Source organism: Gilvimarinus xylanilyticus (assembly GCF_024195295.1).
Classification (GTDB): domain Bacteria; phylum Pseudomonadota; class Gammaproteobacteria; order Pseudomonadales; family Cellvibrionaceae; genus Gilvimarinus; species Gilvimarinus xylanilyticus.
The window spans coordinates 1,390,905-1,409,076 of record NZ_JAMFTH010000001.1; the positions used below are offsets into that span (position 1 = coordinate 1,390,905).

Below are 18,172 nucleotides of genomic sequence, written 5' to 3' on the forward strand. Positions count from 1 at the left end.
TATCACTAGGCCGCGCAAAAATACACCTGCAAAGGATCGCCCTGAACCGAGTAGCCCACGCACAGACTCTCCTGCGCCGGGCCGCACAGGCGGCTTGTTTCCGGCTCTATAATACTGCACTGACCGCTCAGCTCCTCAGCAAGCTGCTGCATAAGCTGATCAAAGAAATCTTCGGGGTATAAATGGCCGCACCCCAGGCGCGTGTTTTGTTGCGACTCAAATGCCAACAGTAGCGAAGGCGCAGGCTCTATCGCCACCAGCGCCCGGCCCTGCTCGTCCGCTAACTGCCAACACCACTGAGGCAAGACCCGGGGTCGCCGGCTCATAACGTAATCGGTGTGTGCCACCACACCCAACGAGCGCGCCAGCTGACGCTCGAGAATATCGGTAAACCCGCCCACTTGCACAGCGAATACACTTTCAGCCACACGCTGGCTGCACTCACGCATTTGCCGATTGCGCCAGTAATGGTAATCGGCCAGGGTGGTATGCAGCTGAGGTTCGCTCAGGGCACCGGTATCCAACAGCGCCTGCCCCAGGTTAACGTGGGCCTCTCGCTGCTCTGCCAACAACTTGTCTACCTGAGACTCATGCAGCCATCCGAGGTGCGTGGCCAGCTGACCAAAGAAAATATCCGCAGAACGCTGCTGCATATTAAGCTGCTGGCACTGCTCAGCGTTAAGCAACCCTTGTTTTTGTGCCAGCTGCCCCAGCGACTGATTATGACGCGCCTGATACTGCAAAGCCTGGTGGAGCTGGTCGGCGCTCACCACGCCTTTTATCTGCAAGTATTGGCCAAAAAAAGTCGCCGTCATAACCCACCCCATGGTAGACGCGAGGCCCCACCGGGTCATTCCGTCAGGACTTCGCCGCTATCGTTCTTTTACAGAAAACTCGTAGCGTTTATAGGGGTATAGTCTAATTAAAGGAAAATGTCGAGAAATACGCCGATCAGGAGGGTAACACCGGGACACTTTGCAGCAGCTCGTCAATCAGGGTATCCCCCGCACTACCGACCCCGGCCGCCACCACACGGTGGGTAACCACCGACGGTAAGACTTGCTGCAGATCTTCGGGAATCACAAAATCGCGGCCCTGCATATAGGCCCAGGCTTTGGCGGCGTGCAATAAGGCCAGCGCGCCACGTGGCGACAAACCATGACTGAAGCGATTATCCTGCCGGGTGGCATGAACTAACCGCTGTAAATAGGCAATTAAAGAATCGGAAGTCGTAACAGCGGATATCTGCGACTTTATATCTCGCAAGCTGTCAGGTGTTAACAGGGTTTGCAAATCGGCAATATGGCGCCGCGAATCACCGCCTTTAAACAGCTCCCGCTCGGCGGCGGCGTCCGGGTAGCCCAGGCTTAAACGCATTAAGAAACGATCGAGCTGCGACTCGGGCAGCGGAAAGGTGCCCATTTGCGATTGCGGATTTTGCGTGGCAATCACAAAAAAGGGTTCCGGCAAGGCGTGGGTGGTACTGTCGACCGTGACCTGCTGCTCTTCCATAGCCTCAAGCAACGCACTTTGAGTTTTGGGGGTCGTGCGATTAATTTCGTCCGCTAATAAGACCTGTGCAAACACCGGCCCCGGATGAAAAGTAAAACCCTGAGCGGCCGAATCGAACACCGACACGCCGATAATATCGGCGGGCAGCATATCGCTGGTAAATTGCACCCGCTGATACTGCAAACCCGCCACCTTGGCCAGGGCATGGGCCAAGGTGGTTTTACCCATACCGGGTAAGTCTTCAATCAGCAGATGGCCGTCGGCCAGCAGGCAGGTTAACGCCAGCTTAATTTGCTCGTCTTTTCCCAGTAAAACCCGGGAAACCTCGCGCACCGCTGCTGCAATCGTATCTCGCATAATCAGAGAGAATCTAACCCGCGGGCCAAGTCGGCTTTGATGTCATCGACATCCTCCAAGCCCACCGCGATGCGAATCAACCCCTGGCTAATGCCCGCCTGCTCGCGCTGCTCATCACTTAAACGCCCGTGAGTGGTGGTCGCTGGATGAACGATAGTGGTTTTGGCATCGCCCAGGTTGGCGGTTAAGGATAAAAACCGGGTCGCGTCGATTACCTGCCAAGCACTTTCGCGCCCGCCACTAACAGTAAAAGACAAAACCCCGCCAAAGCCACGTTGCTGTTTGGCCGCCAGGGCGTGCCCGGGATGATCCGGCAGGCCCGCGTAATAAACCTTTTCTACCGCGCGATGGTTTTGCAGCCACTCGGCCAACTGTTGCGCATTGGCGCTGTGAGCATCCATACGCAGACGCAGGGTTTCCAGGCCTTTCAAAAACACCCAGGCGTTAAAGGCGCTCATGGTAGGGCCGGCACTGCGAATAAAGCCTAGCACTTCGTCTACTAAGACTGTCGGTCCGGCCACCAGGCCACCCAGACAGCGACCCTGACCATCGATATATTTAGTGGCCGAGTGAATAATCAAGTCCGCCCCGAATTGAGCGGGCTTTTGCAGCGCCGGGGTGCAGAAACAATTGTCCACCACAAACAGTGCTTTGTGGGCGTGGGTTAAGTCCGCCAGGCGCTGTAAGTCCACCACATCGCACAACGGGTTGGACGGAGTTTCCACAAACACCAATTTCGTCTGGGGAGTAAAGGCCGCTTCCCAGTCATCAAAGTCTGTGGGGTTTACAAAGGTTGTGCTAACTCCGAACCGCTCCATGTACTTGGTAAACAGTACCGTGGTGGTACCGAACACACTGCGCGAGCAGACAATATGATCACCGGCCTGCAAAAACGCCATGCAGGTGGACAATATAGCCGACATACCCGAGGCCGTTGCCACGGCGCTTTCCACACCCTCGAGCGCGGCAATACGCTCTTCCAGTGTGCGCACCGTGGGATTGGTATAGCGCGAGTAAACATTACCCGGGCTGTCGCCGCTAAAACGCGCCGCCGCTTCGGCGGCATTGGCAAACACATAGCTCGAGGTTAAAAACAGCGCCTCGCTGTGCTCGCCCTCGGCGCTGCGACTTTGTCCCGCGCGCACCGCCAGGGTATCTATTCCCGCCTCTGCCAGGGGGTTGTTCGAATCTGTCAAATCACTCATTGCCAATTCCGTTAATGAATGTGCAAGTCTTCGCCATCGTTATGCAAACCGATGGGGCTTTCTTCCTCTTTGGCTCGCAGTTCTTTTTTCTTTTTTACCTTGCCGGCGTGACGGCTGGCTTCCAGCGCATCCAGGTAAGCCTGATCCACATCGCCGGTAATATACTTACCGTCAAACACCGCACAGTCAAATTCGTTGACACCGCTGCTACCCTCGGCCGAGGCAGCGACCAAATCGTCCAGCTCCTGGTAGATCAACCAGTCGGCGCCAATCTCTTCACACACTTCGTCGTGGCTGCGCCCGTGGGCGATAAGCTCTTTGGTCGAGGGCATATCAATGCCGTACACATTGGGATAGGTGACGGCGGGCGCGGCCGAGGCAAAATACACTTTCGCGGCGCCGGCTTCGCGAGCCATCTGGATAATCTGCTGACAAGTGGTACCGCGCACAATGGAATCATCCACCAACAAAACGTTTTTGCCGCGAAACTCCAAATCAATGGGGTTTAGCTTTTGGCGCACGGATTTTTTGCGCATTTGCTGGCCCGGCATAATAAAGGTGCGACCAATATAGCGGTTTTTGATTAAACCCTCGCGGAATTTAACCCCGATTTGATAGGCCAACGCCTGCCCCGCCACGCGCGAGCTATCGGGAATCGGAATGACCACATCGATGTCGTGATTGGGGCGCTCGCGCAGAATTTGTTCGGCCAGCTTTTCACCCTGACGCAAGCGCGCCTTATACACAGACACGCCGTCCATAATGGAATCGGGCCGGGCGAAATACACATGCTCGAAAATACAGGGCGTTAAACGCGTGTTTTGCGCACACTGTTTACGATGCATCTTGCCGTCAAAGGTGATGTAGATGGCCTCGCCGGGGGCCACATCGCCGATAAGCTCAAAACCCAACACGTTCAGCGCGACGCTCTCAGAGGCGACCATATACTCGTCGCCGTCTTCGGTGGTGCGTTTGCCGTACACCAGCGGGCGAATCCCGTTGGGATCGCGAAAGGCGACAATGCCGTAACGGGCGATCAAAGCCACCACCGCGTAGCCGCCGCTCACGCGTTTGTGTACGCCTTCGACCGCCGCAAAAATGTCTTCTTCGTTGGGGACCAGTTTGCCTTGCAGTTGCAGCTCGTGCGCGAAAACATTCAACAAAACCTCGGAGTCCGAGTCGGTATTAACGTGGCGCAAATCGGTTTTAAACAGCTCTTCACTCAGGGTGTCGGCGTTTACCAGATTGCCGTTGTGCGCCAGGGCAATGCCGTAGGGCGAGTTCACGTAAAACGGCTGCGCCAGTGCCGGCCCCGAACTGCCCGCCGTGGGGTAGCGCACATGGCCAATACCCACATTACCCAGCAGGCGCTGCATATGGCGGGTGCGAAACACATCGCGCACCAGGCCATTGGCCTTTTGCTGAGCCATTTTGCCGCCCTGACAGGTGACAATACCGGCGGCATCCTGTCCGCGATGCTGAAGGATGGTCAGTGCATCATACAGCTGGGTATTCACATCTCGTTTACCCACTATGCCAACGATACCGCACATAATTGTCTTACCTTTGTTAACGCTGAAAAGAAAAAATCAATCAGTAAACAGGGACATCACCCAGGTACTGATTTCGGACGTGGTGGCGCGCGCCCAGCTTTCAAACACCAAAAACCGGGGAATAATCACCGACTCAGTCCACCACTGGTCTTCATGAACCGGGATAATCGATGGCAATAGAATCACTAAAGCCATCACCAAAATCGCACCGCGCACCAAGCCAAAGACCATACCGAATAACCGATCGGTGCCGGACAAGCCCGTCATGCGAACCAGCTCGCCAATCAAATAATTCACCATCGCTCCGACCACCAGGGTCGCGGCAAACAGAATCGTAAAAGCTGCTATGGCACGCAGTGAGGGAGTATCGATTAAATTCGTCAACAGGGTTGCCATGCGATCGCCAAACACCATGGCGATAATAAACGCGGCAATCCAGACCACCAGCGACAGAGCTTCTTTGATAAAACCGCGCTTAATACTGATTAAGCAGGATACAGACAGTATGGCAATAATGGTCCAGTCTGCCCAATTCATGCGCGGGAGGCTCCGGTGGTTTGTGTGAACAGGCCCAAAGAAGGCGCAAATTTTACCAGAGCGAAACCGCTGGGCATACCCTAAAATACCCAGGGCCTAAGGCTTAAACTTAAGCACAAGAGAGTTCACCTTAAAAGCCGGGTCAATTTCAGTCTTAACGGCCTCCGCCAGCCCTTTGTCCACCTTGGGGCCGATAAACACCCGGCTCACCTCGCCCTGAGAGGTTTTTGCCAGCCGCACATAGGCTTTATACCCCTTATCCTGCAGCTTTTTACGCAACTGCTGGGCCGATTCAGCCGAGCGCAGACTGGCGACCTGCACCACCCAGGCGTCCAAATTGGCGAGCCCTTCAGAGTCTGCTGGACTTGATTCAGGTTGACTGGTTACGGATGACGAGGCGGCCGATGACGGTGTAGAGCTTGACGCCTGCGCAACACTGGATGCCGCGAACGAAGAGCTCTGGGTTTGTTCCGCGTCCAATAGCGGCTGCTCGCTATCGGGAATAAACAGCTTGTCCGGATCGGGCAGCAACTCGGCACTGGCCACAGGCCGGGGCGTGTTAATCACCACAGGCGCGGTATCGGGGCGCGGCGGAATCTGACTGCGGGTATCCACCTGATGCAATTGCTGCTCTTTAAAAAAGCCGGGTAAAAAGATCATTGCCAAGCCCACTAACACCAGGGCGCCAATTAACCGCTGTTTTAATCCGTCGTTCACTTACTCTATCCCCGCATCGTTAGGCGATAAGTGCTGCAAAGCCGCGGCCACGGTAAAGAAAGACCCAAGTACCACGATAATATCGCCGGGCGCCACGCTTTCGAGGGCTTTATCCAGGCACTGAGACACCGGCGCCATATAACAATCACTCACCCCGAACTCTGCCAAGTGCGCGCCCAAGGTTTGAGGCGAAGCGGCTCGCGCGATATTCTCTAACTCGCCCAAATACCAGCGACCGGGTACAGCCTGTAAAGGCTGTAAGGTAGCGGCGATATCTTTATCCGCCATCATGGCGATCACCCAGTGCACCTGAGCGCCCTCGGGCAAGGGTAAGCGATCCACTAAATGCTCGGCAGCCGCCGGGTTATGGGCCACATCCACAATAACCCGAGCGCCTGCAATCTCCAGCGCCTGCATACGACCGGGAAGCTGAATTTGCGCCGCACACTGTTGCAGGGCTTTCGCGGTCACAGAAACACCCAGCTTTTCGCACGCCACAATGGCCGCTGCCACACTGTCGGCGGGCAAGGCCAGCGCGGGAAAGTCTACCGTAAGCGAGCCAGTCTTAAAGTGCCAGGCTTGCCCCTTGGACACCATCGAGAAATCGCTGCCAAGCCAAACTGGCTGAGCGCCCAAGTCGACTAAAAAAGGGGCCAAACTTTCCGGCGGCTGACGGTCGGCACACACCAAGGGAATACCCGGGCGCGCAATACCCGCTTTTTCCAGGGCAATAACATTCCGATCACTGCCGAGCCAGGCCTCGTGATCTATGGCAATACTGGTTATCACCGCCACATCGGGATCGATAATATTGACCGCGTCCAGACGCCCACCGAGGCCTACCTCGAGCACCGCGACATCCACCCGCGCCTCGGCAAATAGCCACAGGGCCGCCAGGGTTCCGAACTCAAAGTAAGTGAGTGAGGTATCGCCCCGGGCCTGATCAACTGCGGTAAAGGCGCGACACATAGCCGCATCGCTCACAGGCTCGGCATTAATGCGCACACGCTCGCAATAATGATGTAAATGTGGCGAGGTGTAACTGCCCACTTTCAATCCGGCATCTTGCAAGATGGCAGCGGCGAAAGCGACACATGAACCTTTACCATTGGTGCCCGCTACAGTTAACACCCTGGGCGGGCGGGGCAGCGCCAGGGCTTGGTAGACGCGCGCTATGCGCTCAAGCCCCAGGTCTATTTCGGTGGGATGGGCCCGCTCTAACCAGGCGAGCCACTGGTCTAAACTACGCGCCGGCACCGTCAGTTAGCAAACTTCGGGGCGGCGGGTAAACTTGGCAATCAAACGCGCAACGGTGTTACGCATATCATTGCGGTGGATAATCATATCGATCGCACCATGCTCCAACAAAAACTCAGCCCGCTGAAAACCCTTGGGCAGCTTTTGGCGAATAGTCTGCTCGATAATAGCCGGACCGGCAAAACCTGCCCGGGCGCCGGGCTCGGCGGCGTTAATATCGCCCAACAGGGCTAATGACGCCGACACACCACCGTAAACCGGATCGGTCATGATGGAAAAGTAAGGGGTGCCCTGGGCCTTCAAACGCTCGATCACCGCCGAGGTTTTCGCCATTTGCATCAGCGAAATCAGGGCCTCTTGCATGCGGGCACCGCCGGTAGCGGGGAAACACACCAACGGAATATCTTCTTCCAACGCGACTTGAGCGGCGCGAGTAAAACGCTCGCCCACGACATAGCCCATGGAACCGCCGTGAAAGGCGAACTCGAAGGCAACGGCCACCACGGGCATTCCGTGCAACTCGCCACGCATCGCCACCAAGGCATCTTTTTCGCCGGTGGACTTCTGGGCTGTGCTCAGGCGATCCTTATATTTTTTAACGTCTTTAAACTTCAACCGATCGATGGGCTCGACATCGGCGCCGATCTCCTGGCGTGCGTCTTCGTCCAAGAAAATATCCAAACGCCGGCGCGCGCCGATGCGCATATGGTGATCGCACTTAGGGCAGACATCCAAATTACGCTCCAGCTCAGGCCGATACAAGACTGCCGAGCATTTCACACACTTCTTCCACAGGCCTTCGGGTACCTTGCTGGTACCTTTTTTGCCCTCTGCACGCACTACACTGGGAACCAGTTTCTCAAGCCAACTCATTACTCTTCTCTCTCAGTTACCTGCGGCTCAGTGACCCTGGATGCAGGGTCTGCAAATTAACGCCTTAAATTTGATCCAACGCCTGACGGATATCGCGCACTATGGCGCCCACGCGCTCGGGAGCTTGCTCGCTGCCCTGCCCCATGGCCTCAACCAGTACGCTGCCCACCACAACACCATCGGCAAGCCGCGCGACCTTCACGGCACTGGCGGCGTCTTTAATACCAAAGCCGACGCACATGGGTAAATCGGTCAAGGCGCCGAACTCTTCCAGTTTGGCCTGCACGGACTCTACATCCAAGTGTCCGGCACCGGTCACGCCCTTCAACGAAACATAGTATAAAAATCCGCTGGCGTGCTCGGCGATTTTACGCGCGCGCTCGACCCGGGTGGTGGGCGCCAGCAAAAATATATTATCGATATCGTGAGAGGACAGTTCGCGATTTAGACTCTCCACCTCTTCCAAGGGCAGATCGACGGTCAGCAAACCGTCGACGCCCGCCTCGGCGGCTTTCGCGGCAAAGTTTGCGTAACCCATGCGCTCCACCGGGTTGGCGTAGCCCATCAACAGCACCGGAGTGTGCTGATTGGTTTGGCGAAATTCGGCGACCAGCGCCAAGCTGTCGGTAAGGCTGACGTGATGCTCTAGGGCGCGCTCGTGGCCCTTTTGAATCACCGGGCCCTCGGCCATCGGATCGGAAAACGGCACACCCAGCTCAATCACATCAACGCCCTCTTCCACCATTTTATGCATGGTGGGCAGGGTTACTTCGCGCACCGGGTCACCGTTGACGATATAGGCAACCAGGGCTTTGCGGCCGTCGGTTTTTAATTGTGCAAACTGCTGACTAATACGACTCATTCATTCATTTCCAAATTGGGCTTACACGGTAATGCCGTCGAGATCGGCCACCGTAAGAATATCTTTGTCACCGCGACCGGACAGGTTGACGATAATAATCTGATCCTTGTCCATGGTCGGCGCCAGCTTTTCCGCGTAAGCCAGCGCATGGCTGCTTTCCAGGGCCGGCATAATGCCCTCGGTGCGGGTGGTTTTACGAAACGCGTTCAGAGCTTCATCGTCGTTGATGGCGACATAATTGACCCGGCCGATGTCTTTTAACCAGGCGTGCTCAGGCCCTACCCCCGGATAATCCAGCCCCGCTGAAACCGAGTGGGTTTCGATAATCTGACCGTTTTCGTCTTCCATCAGGTAGGTGCGGTTACCGTGCAATACGCCGGGAATACCGTCATTGAGCGGTGCGGCATGGCGTCCGGTCTCCACCCCGTCGCCACCGGCCTCAACACCGTACATGGCCACCGACTCGTCTTCCAGGAAGGGGTGAAACAGGCCGATCGCATTGGAGCCACCGCCCACACAAGCCACCAGGGCGTCGGGCAGTTTGCCGGTCATTTCCAGACACTGGGCGCGCGCTTCGCGGCCGATCACCGCTTGAAAATCGCGAACCAACTGCGGGTACGGATGTGGACCAGCGACAGTGCCGATAATATAAAAGGTATCGTCCACATTGGTGGACCAGTCGCGCAGCGCCTCGTTCATGGCGTCTTTAAGGGTTTTGGAGCCCGACTCTACGGGAATCACCTCGGCACCCAGTAACTTCATGCGGTAGACGTTAAGCGCCTGACGACGCACATCCTCAGCGCCCATGTAAACCTGGCACTTAAGCCCCAAACGTGCGGCCACGGTCGCCGTCGCAACCCCGTGTTGGCCCGCGCCAGTTTCGGCAATCACGCGGCTCTTGCCGGTCATTTTTGCCAGCAGCGCCTGACCAATGGTGTTATTCACCTTGTGGGCACCGGTGTGATTAAGGTCTTCGCGCTTGAGGTAAATCTGCGCGCCTCCAAGCTCGCGGCTCCAGCGCTCGGCATGGTACAGCGGCGAGGGGCGGCCGACATAGTGGGCCAAATCTTTATCGAATTCGGCCTGAAATTCAGCGTTATCTTTCAACCCGTCGTAAATACTCTGCAGCTCTTCGAGCGCGTAAATCAGAGTTTCAGAAACAAAACGTCCCCCGAAAATTCCAAAGTGACCGCTTTTGTCGGGAAAGGCACTGTAATCAACTTTCTGCTTGCTTGTATCGTTCACGCTTTACTCACCTTTCGCATGTGCCTGTTGGGCATTAACAATAAAATTCTCGACTTTGGCCGGGTCTTTATCCCCGGCAGCGGCTTCAACACCGCCGCTAACATCTACGCCATAACAGCCCGTTCGGATGATTGCCTCGGCCACATTGGCCGGTGTTAAGCCGCCCGCCAGGACCACAGGCACCGAAGGCGCTGCCGGCACCCGCGCCCAATCAAAGGTCTCGCCGGTGCCGCCTGGTACCCCCGGGGTGTAGGCATCCAGCAAAATACCGCTGGCGCTGGGGTAGCGGCTTATGGCATCAACCACATCCAGCTCGGGGCGCATTCGTATTGCCTTAAGATAGGGGCGCCCAAATTGCTCACAAAACTCGGCGGGCTCGTCGCCGTGAAACTGCAATAGCTGCAGCGGCACCCGCGCCAATACTTGTTCAATTTGCGCGGGCTCAGCGTTAACAAATAGCCCCACGCTGGTCACAAAGGGACCGCAGGCGCGGGCAATAGCGCGAGCATTGTCAATGGTTACGGCACGCGGACTGGGGGGATAAAACACCAGGCCAATTGCGTCCGCACCTGCGGCGACCGCGTGCTGGGCCTGATCCAGCCGAGTAATACCACAAATTTTAACGCGCGCCGCTGTCACTGGAATCCACTCCGTCCGCTGACAAAGGAGCGAATTTTAGCAGAATTTTGCCCCGCCGTCAGAACCTCACAACTGCCCTACCGGTTCGGTGAAAAACAAAGGGCCGGGCAATCTGTCGGGTAGATTAAAGCGCTTGTCATACTCCACCCTGACCAAATACAAACCGTAGGGCGGCGCGGTCACGCCACCGGCTGTGCGGTCACGAGCCTCCAGCACGCCCTGCGCCCAGCTAACGGGCTTATCCCCGGCACCAATCGCCATCAGTACGCCCACAATATTGCGCACCATATGGTGCAAAAACGCGTTCGCTCGCACCTCTAACACAATCAACTCACCTCGACGTACAAGGTGCAAATGCTCAATGCGGCGCACCGGCGACTTAGCCTGACACTGCACCGCGCGATAGGAAGTAAAATCATGCTCGCCCACCAGCGCCCGCGCCGCCTCGCGCATCGCCTCTACATCGAGCCGATTGCGTGACCAGGTGATCTGATCATGTAGCAAACCGGGCTTACTGGGACCATCGCTGATCAAATAGCGGTAGGTGCGCGCCTGGGCACTGAAGCGGGCGTGAAACTCGGGCACCACTTCGCGCGCCCAGCGAATGCCAATACCGTCGGGCAAATAAGCTTTTAAACCGCGGGTCCAGGCCTTTTCCGGCCTTTGGGCCTGCGTATCAAAATGGATGACTTGATTGGTGGCGTGAACACCGGCATCGGTGCGCCCGGCGCAGACCAGGGTGACCGGCTCGGCGGCAATTTTTGAAAGTGCCGAATGCAGACTCCTCTGCACCGTGGGCAGCTCACCTGCCTGCACCTGAAAGCCGCGAAAAGAACCGCCGTGATACTCAAGGGCCAGGGCGATGCGGTGCATAGATTCGGGCCAGGGGGTATCGGGAAAAACTTCGCCGTTGCGCGAATAGGTCCGACTCAAAGATGACTCCTATAAACAAAAAAAGGCCCTGTACGACAAGCGTACAAGGCCCTTTAGCTTTAGCTCAATTAGCTGTCGACTTTATCCAACAGGTCTTTGGCCTCTTGCTTCTGACTGTCGTCACCCTCTTCGGTCACTTCCGCCAGAATATCGCGAGCCCCATCCATATCGCCCATATCGATGTAAGCGCGCGCCAGATCGAGCTTGGTCGCCACCTCATCAGAATCGGCCAAGAAGTCCAGATCCTCGTCATCGTCAGCTTCGTTTACCGACTCGGGCGTGGGAAGATCATCCAGCTCGTAATCGGACTGCTTTTGCTCATCCTGCTCATCCAGATCCAAGCTGGTATCGGGATCGCTGTCCACATCACCCAATGCGAGATCAAATGCGTCATCGTCGTCAACATCAAAACTCTCGGGCTCTGCGGTTTCGGCATCGGATGCCTGGGCATCAGGCTCAGACGCCTCGGGTGATTCTGCCTCCGATGTCTCGATCGCATCCAACTCGGGAGCATCCAGATCGGACATTTCACGATCGAGAGCCTCCAGATCCACATCATCCATGGATTTTTCTAAGTCGAAGTCGTCTTCATCGTCGGTCAAATCCAGGGTGGGCACGTCGTCGCTGTCGTCCACCTCAGCCGCCTGCGACTCGCCCGTAGGACCATAAGGCTCGGGCTCGTCATAGCGGGGGGCGGGCTCGTCTTCGGGCTCAAAGCTCTCGTCGAACGAAAAGTCCAAGTCCTCATCCAACAGCGGTTTTTCATCGCCCAAAGAAACCGTTTGCTCTTCATCGCCATCGCTAATCGCATCTAACTCGAGCTCGTCAGCACTGTCTTTGGGCAGGTCGGTGTTAACATCCAAGGATTCTTCCTGGACGGACTCAGCGGCATTATCGTCTTCCAGTTCCAGATCAAAATCGAAATCTTGATCGTCCGCGGCCGGTTCCAGCTCTTCGTCAAACGACAAATCGTAGCGAGTTTCCGAACCCTGCAAGTCGTCCTCTTCGGTGACCGCTTTATCATCGGCGTCTAATTTGTCGGCGCTCTCGTCGTCGGCAAAATCAAAATCGAGCCCTTCATCCAGGGTCAACTCATCATCCAAGCTAAACTCTTCGTTGGACTCTTCAGGTTGAGTGGCGCCAGCGTCTGCAGCCGTGTCATCAATTTCCAGATCATCCAGAGTCAATTCGTCGGAACCATCCAGATCGAAACTAAAGTCGTCCTCTTGCTCAGCTGTCTGGTCCGCCTCTAACTCCAGATCATTCGTCTGAGCCTCAAGATCATAGACGTCTTCTGTTTCAGCCTCGGGCTCATGGCTATCGAGTAAATCGCTGCCCGCTTCAGCGGCAACAGCACCGGCTGCCGCGACAGTGCCACCGGCCACATAGGCGGGAGCACCGGAGAACTGAGAGCGCAGATCAGCGGCGCGGGCAATAGCGTCTTCGTCGCCGCTCGCGAGCACTTGACCATAATACTCATCAAAGGCTTCCAGGTTTTCACTTTCCGCGTAAACCTCGAGCAGCTTCAACTTAATAGCGAGCGATTCAGGGTCTTTCTCCAAACCCTTTTTCAACATCTCTTCGGCTTGGTCGTACTTACCGTAAGCGATATAAATATCGGCTTCGCCGACCACATCACCGGTTTCCGCTTCGGCGCTCACTTCGTCGTCGGCTTGAGTGGCCTCTAGGTCATCTTCGGCGAAAGCTTGAGGCTCTTCATCGGCTTCCAGATCGCTGGCATCGGGCTCCATAAAGGCGCTGTCATCCGGCTCGCTGGAAAACTCTTCTTCCGGTTCTTGCGCGCTCGAACGCTTGCGCAGGAACACCAACAGGCCCACGATCAACGCCAGCAGAGCCAGGCCGATCCAGTGGATATTGGCCATCAGCTTGTCCATAAAGCTGGGCTCGGGTGCTCTGCGCACCACGGTCGACGCGTTATTAACGGGCTTTGATTTCTCTTCCGGCTCGGCCGGTTGCTCTTCAGCTGCGGGAGCCTGCTCGGCAGACTCCACGGTGTCAGTCGCTGCGACCTGGGGCTCGGATTCGGATTCAGCTTCGTCGTTAGCCGCCGCAGGTGTCTCGGCTTGCGCCTCGTCCTGCTGCTGGTTGGCACTCAATTCCAGGGCGCGCAGCTGCTCATTGCTCACCTCAAGCAAACGCTCCATGGTCTCGATTTGCTCTTCTAGATCGCCGACGCGCGAGCGCAACTCAGAGTTCTCACCTTTGGTGCGCTCCAGCTCTTCTTCAGTGGCGGCCAACTCGCGAGCCAGAGCGCCACCGTCGTTTTCACCGTAACCGCCCCCCTGAGAGGCACCAGAATCAGCTGTGGTGCCGGGAGCTGACAACTTTACCCGGCCAGCAACCTCGCCCTGGTTAGACGAAACCTGAGAGTCGCGACCGGAAGCATCCAGGGGCGCGCCCATGGTGTCACCGGACCAATCGCGGTTTTGCTGCGCCACCTGGCTTACCGCCTGTTGACGCGAGAGCGAGCGAATCTCGTCGGTGGCCGGTACGCGCAACACCTGCCCTTCGCGCAACAAGTTGATATTGTTGTTGATAAAGGCATCGGGGTTGGCGCGCTGGATAGCCACCATGGTCTGATGGATAGAAACACCGCCCGCCTGAAAATCGCGGGCAATCTCCCAGAGGGTATCGTTGGCTTGAACGCGATACTCACCTTCGCCCAGCGAGGCGGGCTGAGATCTGCCCGAACTCTGGCTACCAGAGCCTGCGCTGTCGCTGACCTGGGTGGTGCGTGAACGAATCGGGGTTACCGAGGCTTCGACTGGGGCGGCGGCATCGTCGGAAAACGCGGGCAAATCCAGCAGCAGGGTGTACTCGCGCAGCACCCGCCCCGAGGTCCAGCGCACATCGACAATAAAGCTCAGAAACGGCTCGCGCACCGGGTCCCGGCTGGTGACCGCAATAAAAGGATCGTCGGAGTCCACGCCCACCACGTTAAAACGCAGCTGCGAGTAGAAGAACGAGCGCTCGATACCGGCGCGATCAAAATCTTCCTGTGAGCCCAGCTGCACTTTGATCTGGTCGGAGCCGAGCTCCCCCATATCTTCCAGTGCAATGTGGGCATCTAACGGCTGGTTGAGAGAGGAGTTGAGCTCGATATCGCCCAAACCCAATCCGAATGCCGCCTTGGACAGCGACATAACCCCAAGCATTAATACCAGCTTACGAAAATGCATAGTACTTTCCTTTTATTGTCTCCCCTGCCTTCCGACGGCGCGGCTCTGTGACTTCCTGTCAATCACGGCGAGTGATTAGCCATTTGTTGTCAACGAGGCCCCAAAACCTCGAATAAATATTCACTATCGACCGTAAGTATTCATTATAAATAGCTTTTTATCAATACTTATGCCCCACAGGCCGAGCTTTAGGGAACTTTTTGCTAAAAAACGAGCCAGGCTCCACAAAAATGGAGAATAATCCGCCAAACAAATAAAAAAGCCCCGCCTCGCACCGCGAGACAGGGCTTTGCATGAGTAACGCGAAGCTTAGGCGTCGCGCAGTACCCGCAACATACGGCGCAGCGGTTCGGCCGCCCCCCACAACAGCTGATCACCGACGGTGAACGCGTTAAGGTATTCGCCGCCCATGCTCAGTTTGCGCAAACGGCCCACGGGTACGGTTAAAGTTCCGGTTACCGCCGTAGGCGTCAGATCGCGCAAAGTGGATTCTTTGTCGTTGGGGACCACTTTGGCCCACTCGTTGTGGCCGGCGATCATTTGCTCGATTTCATCCAGCGGTACATCTTTTTTCAACTTAACGGTCAATGCCTGAGCGTGACAGCGCATGGCACCGATGCGCACGCAGGTACCATCCAGCGGGATGGGGTTGCCGTCGTTGCCCAAAATCTTGTTGGTCTCGGCCTGGGCTTTCCATTCTTCGCGGCTCTGGCCATTTTCCAGCTGGCTATCGATAAACGGCAGAACACTGCCCGCCAGTGGCGCACCAAAGTTATCGACCGGGAAATCGCCCGAACGCATAGTAGCGGCAACTTTGCGATCGATCTCCAAAATGGCCGAGGCCGGATCGGCCAATTCGCTGGCAACGCCATCGCGAATGCTGCCCATCTGCTCGATCAGCTCGCGCATGTTGCGCGCACCGGCGCCCGAGGCGGCCTGATAAGTCATGGAGGTGGCCCACTCCACCAGGTTATTGGCAAACAAGCCGCCCAAGCCCATTAGCATCAAGCTGACAGTGCAGTTGCCGCCAATGTAATTTTTAACACCGCGCGCCAGGCCGTCTTTCACCACATCCAGGTTAACCGGGTCCAACACGATAATGGAATCTTTATCCATCCGCAGACTGGAGGCCGCGTCAATCCAGTAGCCATCCCAGCCGGCACCGCGCAAATCGGAAAAGACCGCTTTGGTGTAATCACCACCCTGACAGGAGATGATTGCATCCAGTTGTTTTAAATCGTCAATAGCGTAGGCATCTTTCAGAGGCGGCAAGCCATCGGCCACCTTGGGCGCTTCGCCACCCACATTGGAGGTGGTGAAAAATACCGGCTCAATGCCGTCGAAATCGTTTTCCGCCTGCATGCGCTCCATCAGGACAGAGCCGACCATACCGCGCCAACCTACAAAACCTACTTTCATTACATAACTCTCTAGTTAAGTGAATTAACGCTCTCCCCGGGCCTTGTGAGCTCCGCTTCAAGCGCTATATATCTTGCCGCAAACAGCCGCTGGCTGCAAATTGACCACCGTTTTACAGCGCCGCCAATACCGCGTCGCCCATAGCTGAGGTGGACACTTTAGTGGTGCCTCCGGTGGCGATATCCGCCGTGCGCAAGCCCTGATCCAGCACCTTACCCACCGCTTTCTCGATGGCATCGGCCGCCTCATTCATGCCCAACGAATAGCGCAGCATCATTGAGGCCGACAGAATGGTGGCCAGCGGATTGGCAATGCCCTGGCCCGCAATATCCGGCGCACTGCCGTGGCACGGCTCGTACATGCCCTGCCCGCTTTGATTGAGCGAGGCCGAGGGCAGCATACCGATGGAACCGGTGAGCATGGCCGCGGCGTCAGACAGGATATCGCCGAACATATTGCCGGTAACCATTACATCAAACTGCTTGGGCGCGCGCACCAATTGCATTGCGGCGTTATCCACGTACATGTGCGACAACTCGACATCCGGATACTCCGGCGCCAAGCGGTCCATCACTTCGCGCCACAAAATGGTCGCTTCCAACACATTGGCCTTGTCGACCGAGCAGACTTTTTTGCCGCGCTTGCGCGCCATTTCAAACGCCGTGCGACCGATACGCTCGATTTCGCTCTCGCTGTATTTGTAAGTGTTGAAACCTTCGCGCTCACCATTATCCAGGGTGCGAATACCGCGCGGCTCGCCAAAATAAATGCCGCCGGTTAACTCGCGCACAATTAAAATATCCAGGCCGGATACCACCTCGGGCTTAAGGCTTGAGGCCTCGACCAACTGCGGGTACAAGAGCGCCGGGCGCAGATTGGCGTACAAGCCGAGCTGCGAGCGAATTTTTAGCAAGCCGCGCTCGGGACGAATGGCACGGTCGATGGTATCCCACTTGGGGCCACCCACGGCGCCCAGCAAAATGGCGTCGCAACTGCGGGCGTTTTCGACCGCCGCATCGGTTAACGGCTCGCCGTGTTTATCAATCGAGGCGCCGCCAATCAGCTCCTCAACAAACGACAAATTCAGAGAAAACTTTTCGTTAACCGCGTCCAGCACGCGCTGGGCCTGGGTGACAATTTCCGGGCCAATACCATCGCCCGGTAAGATCATAATTTTTTTAGACACATTTGCTCCTAATCGCAAAAATTAATTTTTTACCGCGTCAAATAACCAGGGGGCCGTCTCGCGACGCTTAGCTTCATACGCTTTAATCGCATCGGCTTGTTCCAGGGTTAGACCAATATCGTCCAGACCGTTTAACAAACAGTGCTTGCGAAACTCGTCAATTTCAAAATCGAACGCCTGTCCCTCGGGGGTGATCACCTGCTGGTTTTGCAAATCTACTGTCAGCTGGTAACCCTCGGTTTGATACATTTGCTGAAACAACTGCTCGACAATCTCCTCGCTTAACACCAGCGGCAACAAACCATTTTTGAAGCAGTTGTTGTAAAAAATATCCGCAAAGCTCGGGGCGATAATGCAGCGAAAGCCGTAATCATCCAACGCCCAGGGAGCGTGCTCGCGCGATGAGCCACAGCCAAAGTTTTTACGGGTCAGCAAAATTTCCGCACCCTGGTAGCGCGCCTGATTGAGCGGAAAGTCCTCATTGAGCGGACGGCCCGAACAATCCTGATCCGGTTGACCCACATCCAAGTAGCGCAACTCATCAAACAGATTTTTACCAAACCCGGTGCGCTTAATAGATTTTAAAAACTGCTTGGGGATAATCATATCCGTGTCGACATTGGCGCGATCCATAGGGGCGACAACGCCGGTTACTTGAGTAAAAGGCTTCATAATAG

16 protein-coding genes are annotated in these 18,172 nt (G+C 56.2%); all 16 read right to left on the reverse strand.

Annotation, left to right across the window (positions count from 1 at the left end; genetic code table 11):
- Positions 1 to 5: 5 nt before the first annotated feature.
- Positions 6 to 815, reverse strand: coding sequence for a hypothetical protein (locus M6D89_RS05985; protein ID WP_253967114.1), 810 nt, complete (start codon positions 813 to 815; stop codon positions 6 to 8).
- A 136-nt stretch (positions 816 to 951) separates the two neighbouring features.
- A complete protein-coding gene (locus M6D89_RS05990; RefSeq protein ID WP_253967115.1) occupies positions 952 to 1,869 on the reverse strand; it encodes an AAA family ATPase in 918 nt (305 codons plus the stop codon).
- Positions 1,870 to 1,871: 2 nt separating this feature from the next.
- Entirely contained in the window at positions 1,872 to 3,074 is a 1,203-nt protein-coding gene (locus M6D89_RS05995; protein ID WP_253967116.1) for an O-succinylhomoserine sulfhydrylase, read from the reverse strand.
- Positions 3,075 to 3,085: 11 nt separating this feature from the next.
- Positions 3,086 to 4,627 (reverse strand): amidophosphoribosyltransferase, encoded by a 1,542-nt coding sequence (purF, locus tag M6D89_RS06000; RefSeq protein WP_253967117.1) that lies wholly within the window; start codon positions 4,625 to 4,627, stop codon positions 3,086 to 3,088.
- A gap of 36 nt (positions 4,628 to 4,663) precedes the next feature.
- Positions 4,664 to 5,164, reverse strand: a complete 501-nt coding sequence (locus M6D89_RS06005; RefSeq protein ID WP_253967118.1) for a CvpA family protein — start codon at positions 5,162 to 5,164, stop codon at positions 4,664 to 4,666.
- Between the two features lie 96 nt (positions 5,165 to 5,260).
- Positions 5,261 to 5,881, reverse strand: coding sequence for an SPOR domain-containing protein (locus M6D89_RS06010; protein ID WP_253967119.1), 621 nt, complete (start codon positions 5,879 to 5,881; stop codon positions 5,261 to 5,263).
- Entirely contained in the window at positions 5,882 to 7,138 is a 1,257-nt protein-coding gene (gene folC, locus M6D89_RS06015; protein ID WP_253967120.1) for a bifunctional tetrahydrofolate synthase/dihydrofolate synthase, read from the reverse strand.
- Between the two features lie 6 nt (positions 7,139 to 7,144).
- Entirely contained in the window at positions 7,145 to 8,011 is an 867-nt protein-coding gene (gene accD / locus M6D89_RS06020; protein WP_253967121.1) for an acetyl-CoA carboxylase, carboxyltransferase subunit beta, read from the reverse strand.
- 64 nt (positions 8,012 to 8,075) lie between these two features.
- Complete coding sequence (gene trpA, locus M6D89_RS06025; RefSeq protein ID WP_253967122.1) at positions 8,076 to 8,873, reverse strand: tryptophan synthase subunit alpha; 798 nt, start codon at positions 8,871 to 8,873, stop codon at positions 8,076 to 8,078.
- Positions 8,874 to 8,894: 21 nt separating this feature from the next.
- Positions 8,895 to 10,118, reverse strand: a complete 1,224-nt coding sequence (trpB, locus tag M6D89_RS06030) for a tryptophan synthase subunit beta (protein WP_253967123.1) — start codon at positions 10,116 to 10,118, stop codon at positions 8,895 to 8,897.
- 3 nt (positions 10,119 to 10,121) lie between these two features.
- On the reverse strand, positions 10,122 to 10,757 hold the full coding sequence (locus M6D89_RS06035; protein ID WP_253967124.1) for a phosphoribosylanthranilate isomerase: 636 nt from the start codon (positions 10,755 to 10,757) through the stop codon (positions 10,122 to 10,124).
- 66 nt (positions 10,758 to 10,823) lie between these two features.
- The gene (gene truA / locus M6D89_RS06040) at positions 10,824 to 11,630 is read right to left on the reverse strand and encodes a tRNA pseudouridine(38-40) synthase TruA (protein WP_418930352.1); all 807 of its coding nucleotides are present in this window, start codon (positions 11,628 to 11,630) and stop codon (positions 10,824 to 10,826) included.
- A 128-nt stretch (positions 11,631 to 11,758) separates the two neighbouring features.
- On the reverse strand, positions 11,759 to 14,890 hold the full coding sequence (locus M6D89_RS06045; protein ID WP_253967126.1) for a FimV/HubP family polar landmark protein: 3,132 nt from the start codon (positions 14,888 to 14,890) through the stop codon (positions 11,759 to 11,761).
- Between the two features lie 309 nt (positions 14,891 to 15,199).
- Positions 15,200 to 16,309 carry an aspartate-semialdehyde dehydrogenase gene (asd, locus tag M6D89_RS06050; RefSeq protein WP_253967127.1) on the reverse strand — a complete coding sequence of 370 codons (1,110 nt, stop codon included), beginning with the start codon at positions 16,307 to 16,309 and terminating at the stop codon, positions 15,200 to 15,202.
- 112 nt (positions 16,310 to 16,421) lie between these two features.
- Positions 16,422 to 17,495 carry a 3-isopropylmalate dehydrogenase gene (gene leuB, locus M6D89_RS06055; RefSeq protein ID WP_253967128.1) on the reverse strand — a complete coding sequence of 358 codons (1,074 nt, stop codon included), beginning with the start codon at positions 17,493 to 17,495 and terminating at the stop codon, positions 16,422 to 16,424.
- 21 nt (positions 17,496 to 17,516) lie between these two features.
- Positions 17,517 to 18,167, reverse strand: coding sequence for a 3-isopropylmalate dehydratase small subunit (gene leuD / locus M6D89_RS06060; protein WP_253967129.1), 651 nt, complete (start codon positions 18,165 to 18,167; stop codon positions 17,517 to 17,519).
- Positions 18,168 to 18,172 lie beyond the last annotated feature (5 nt).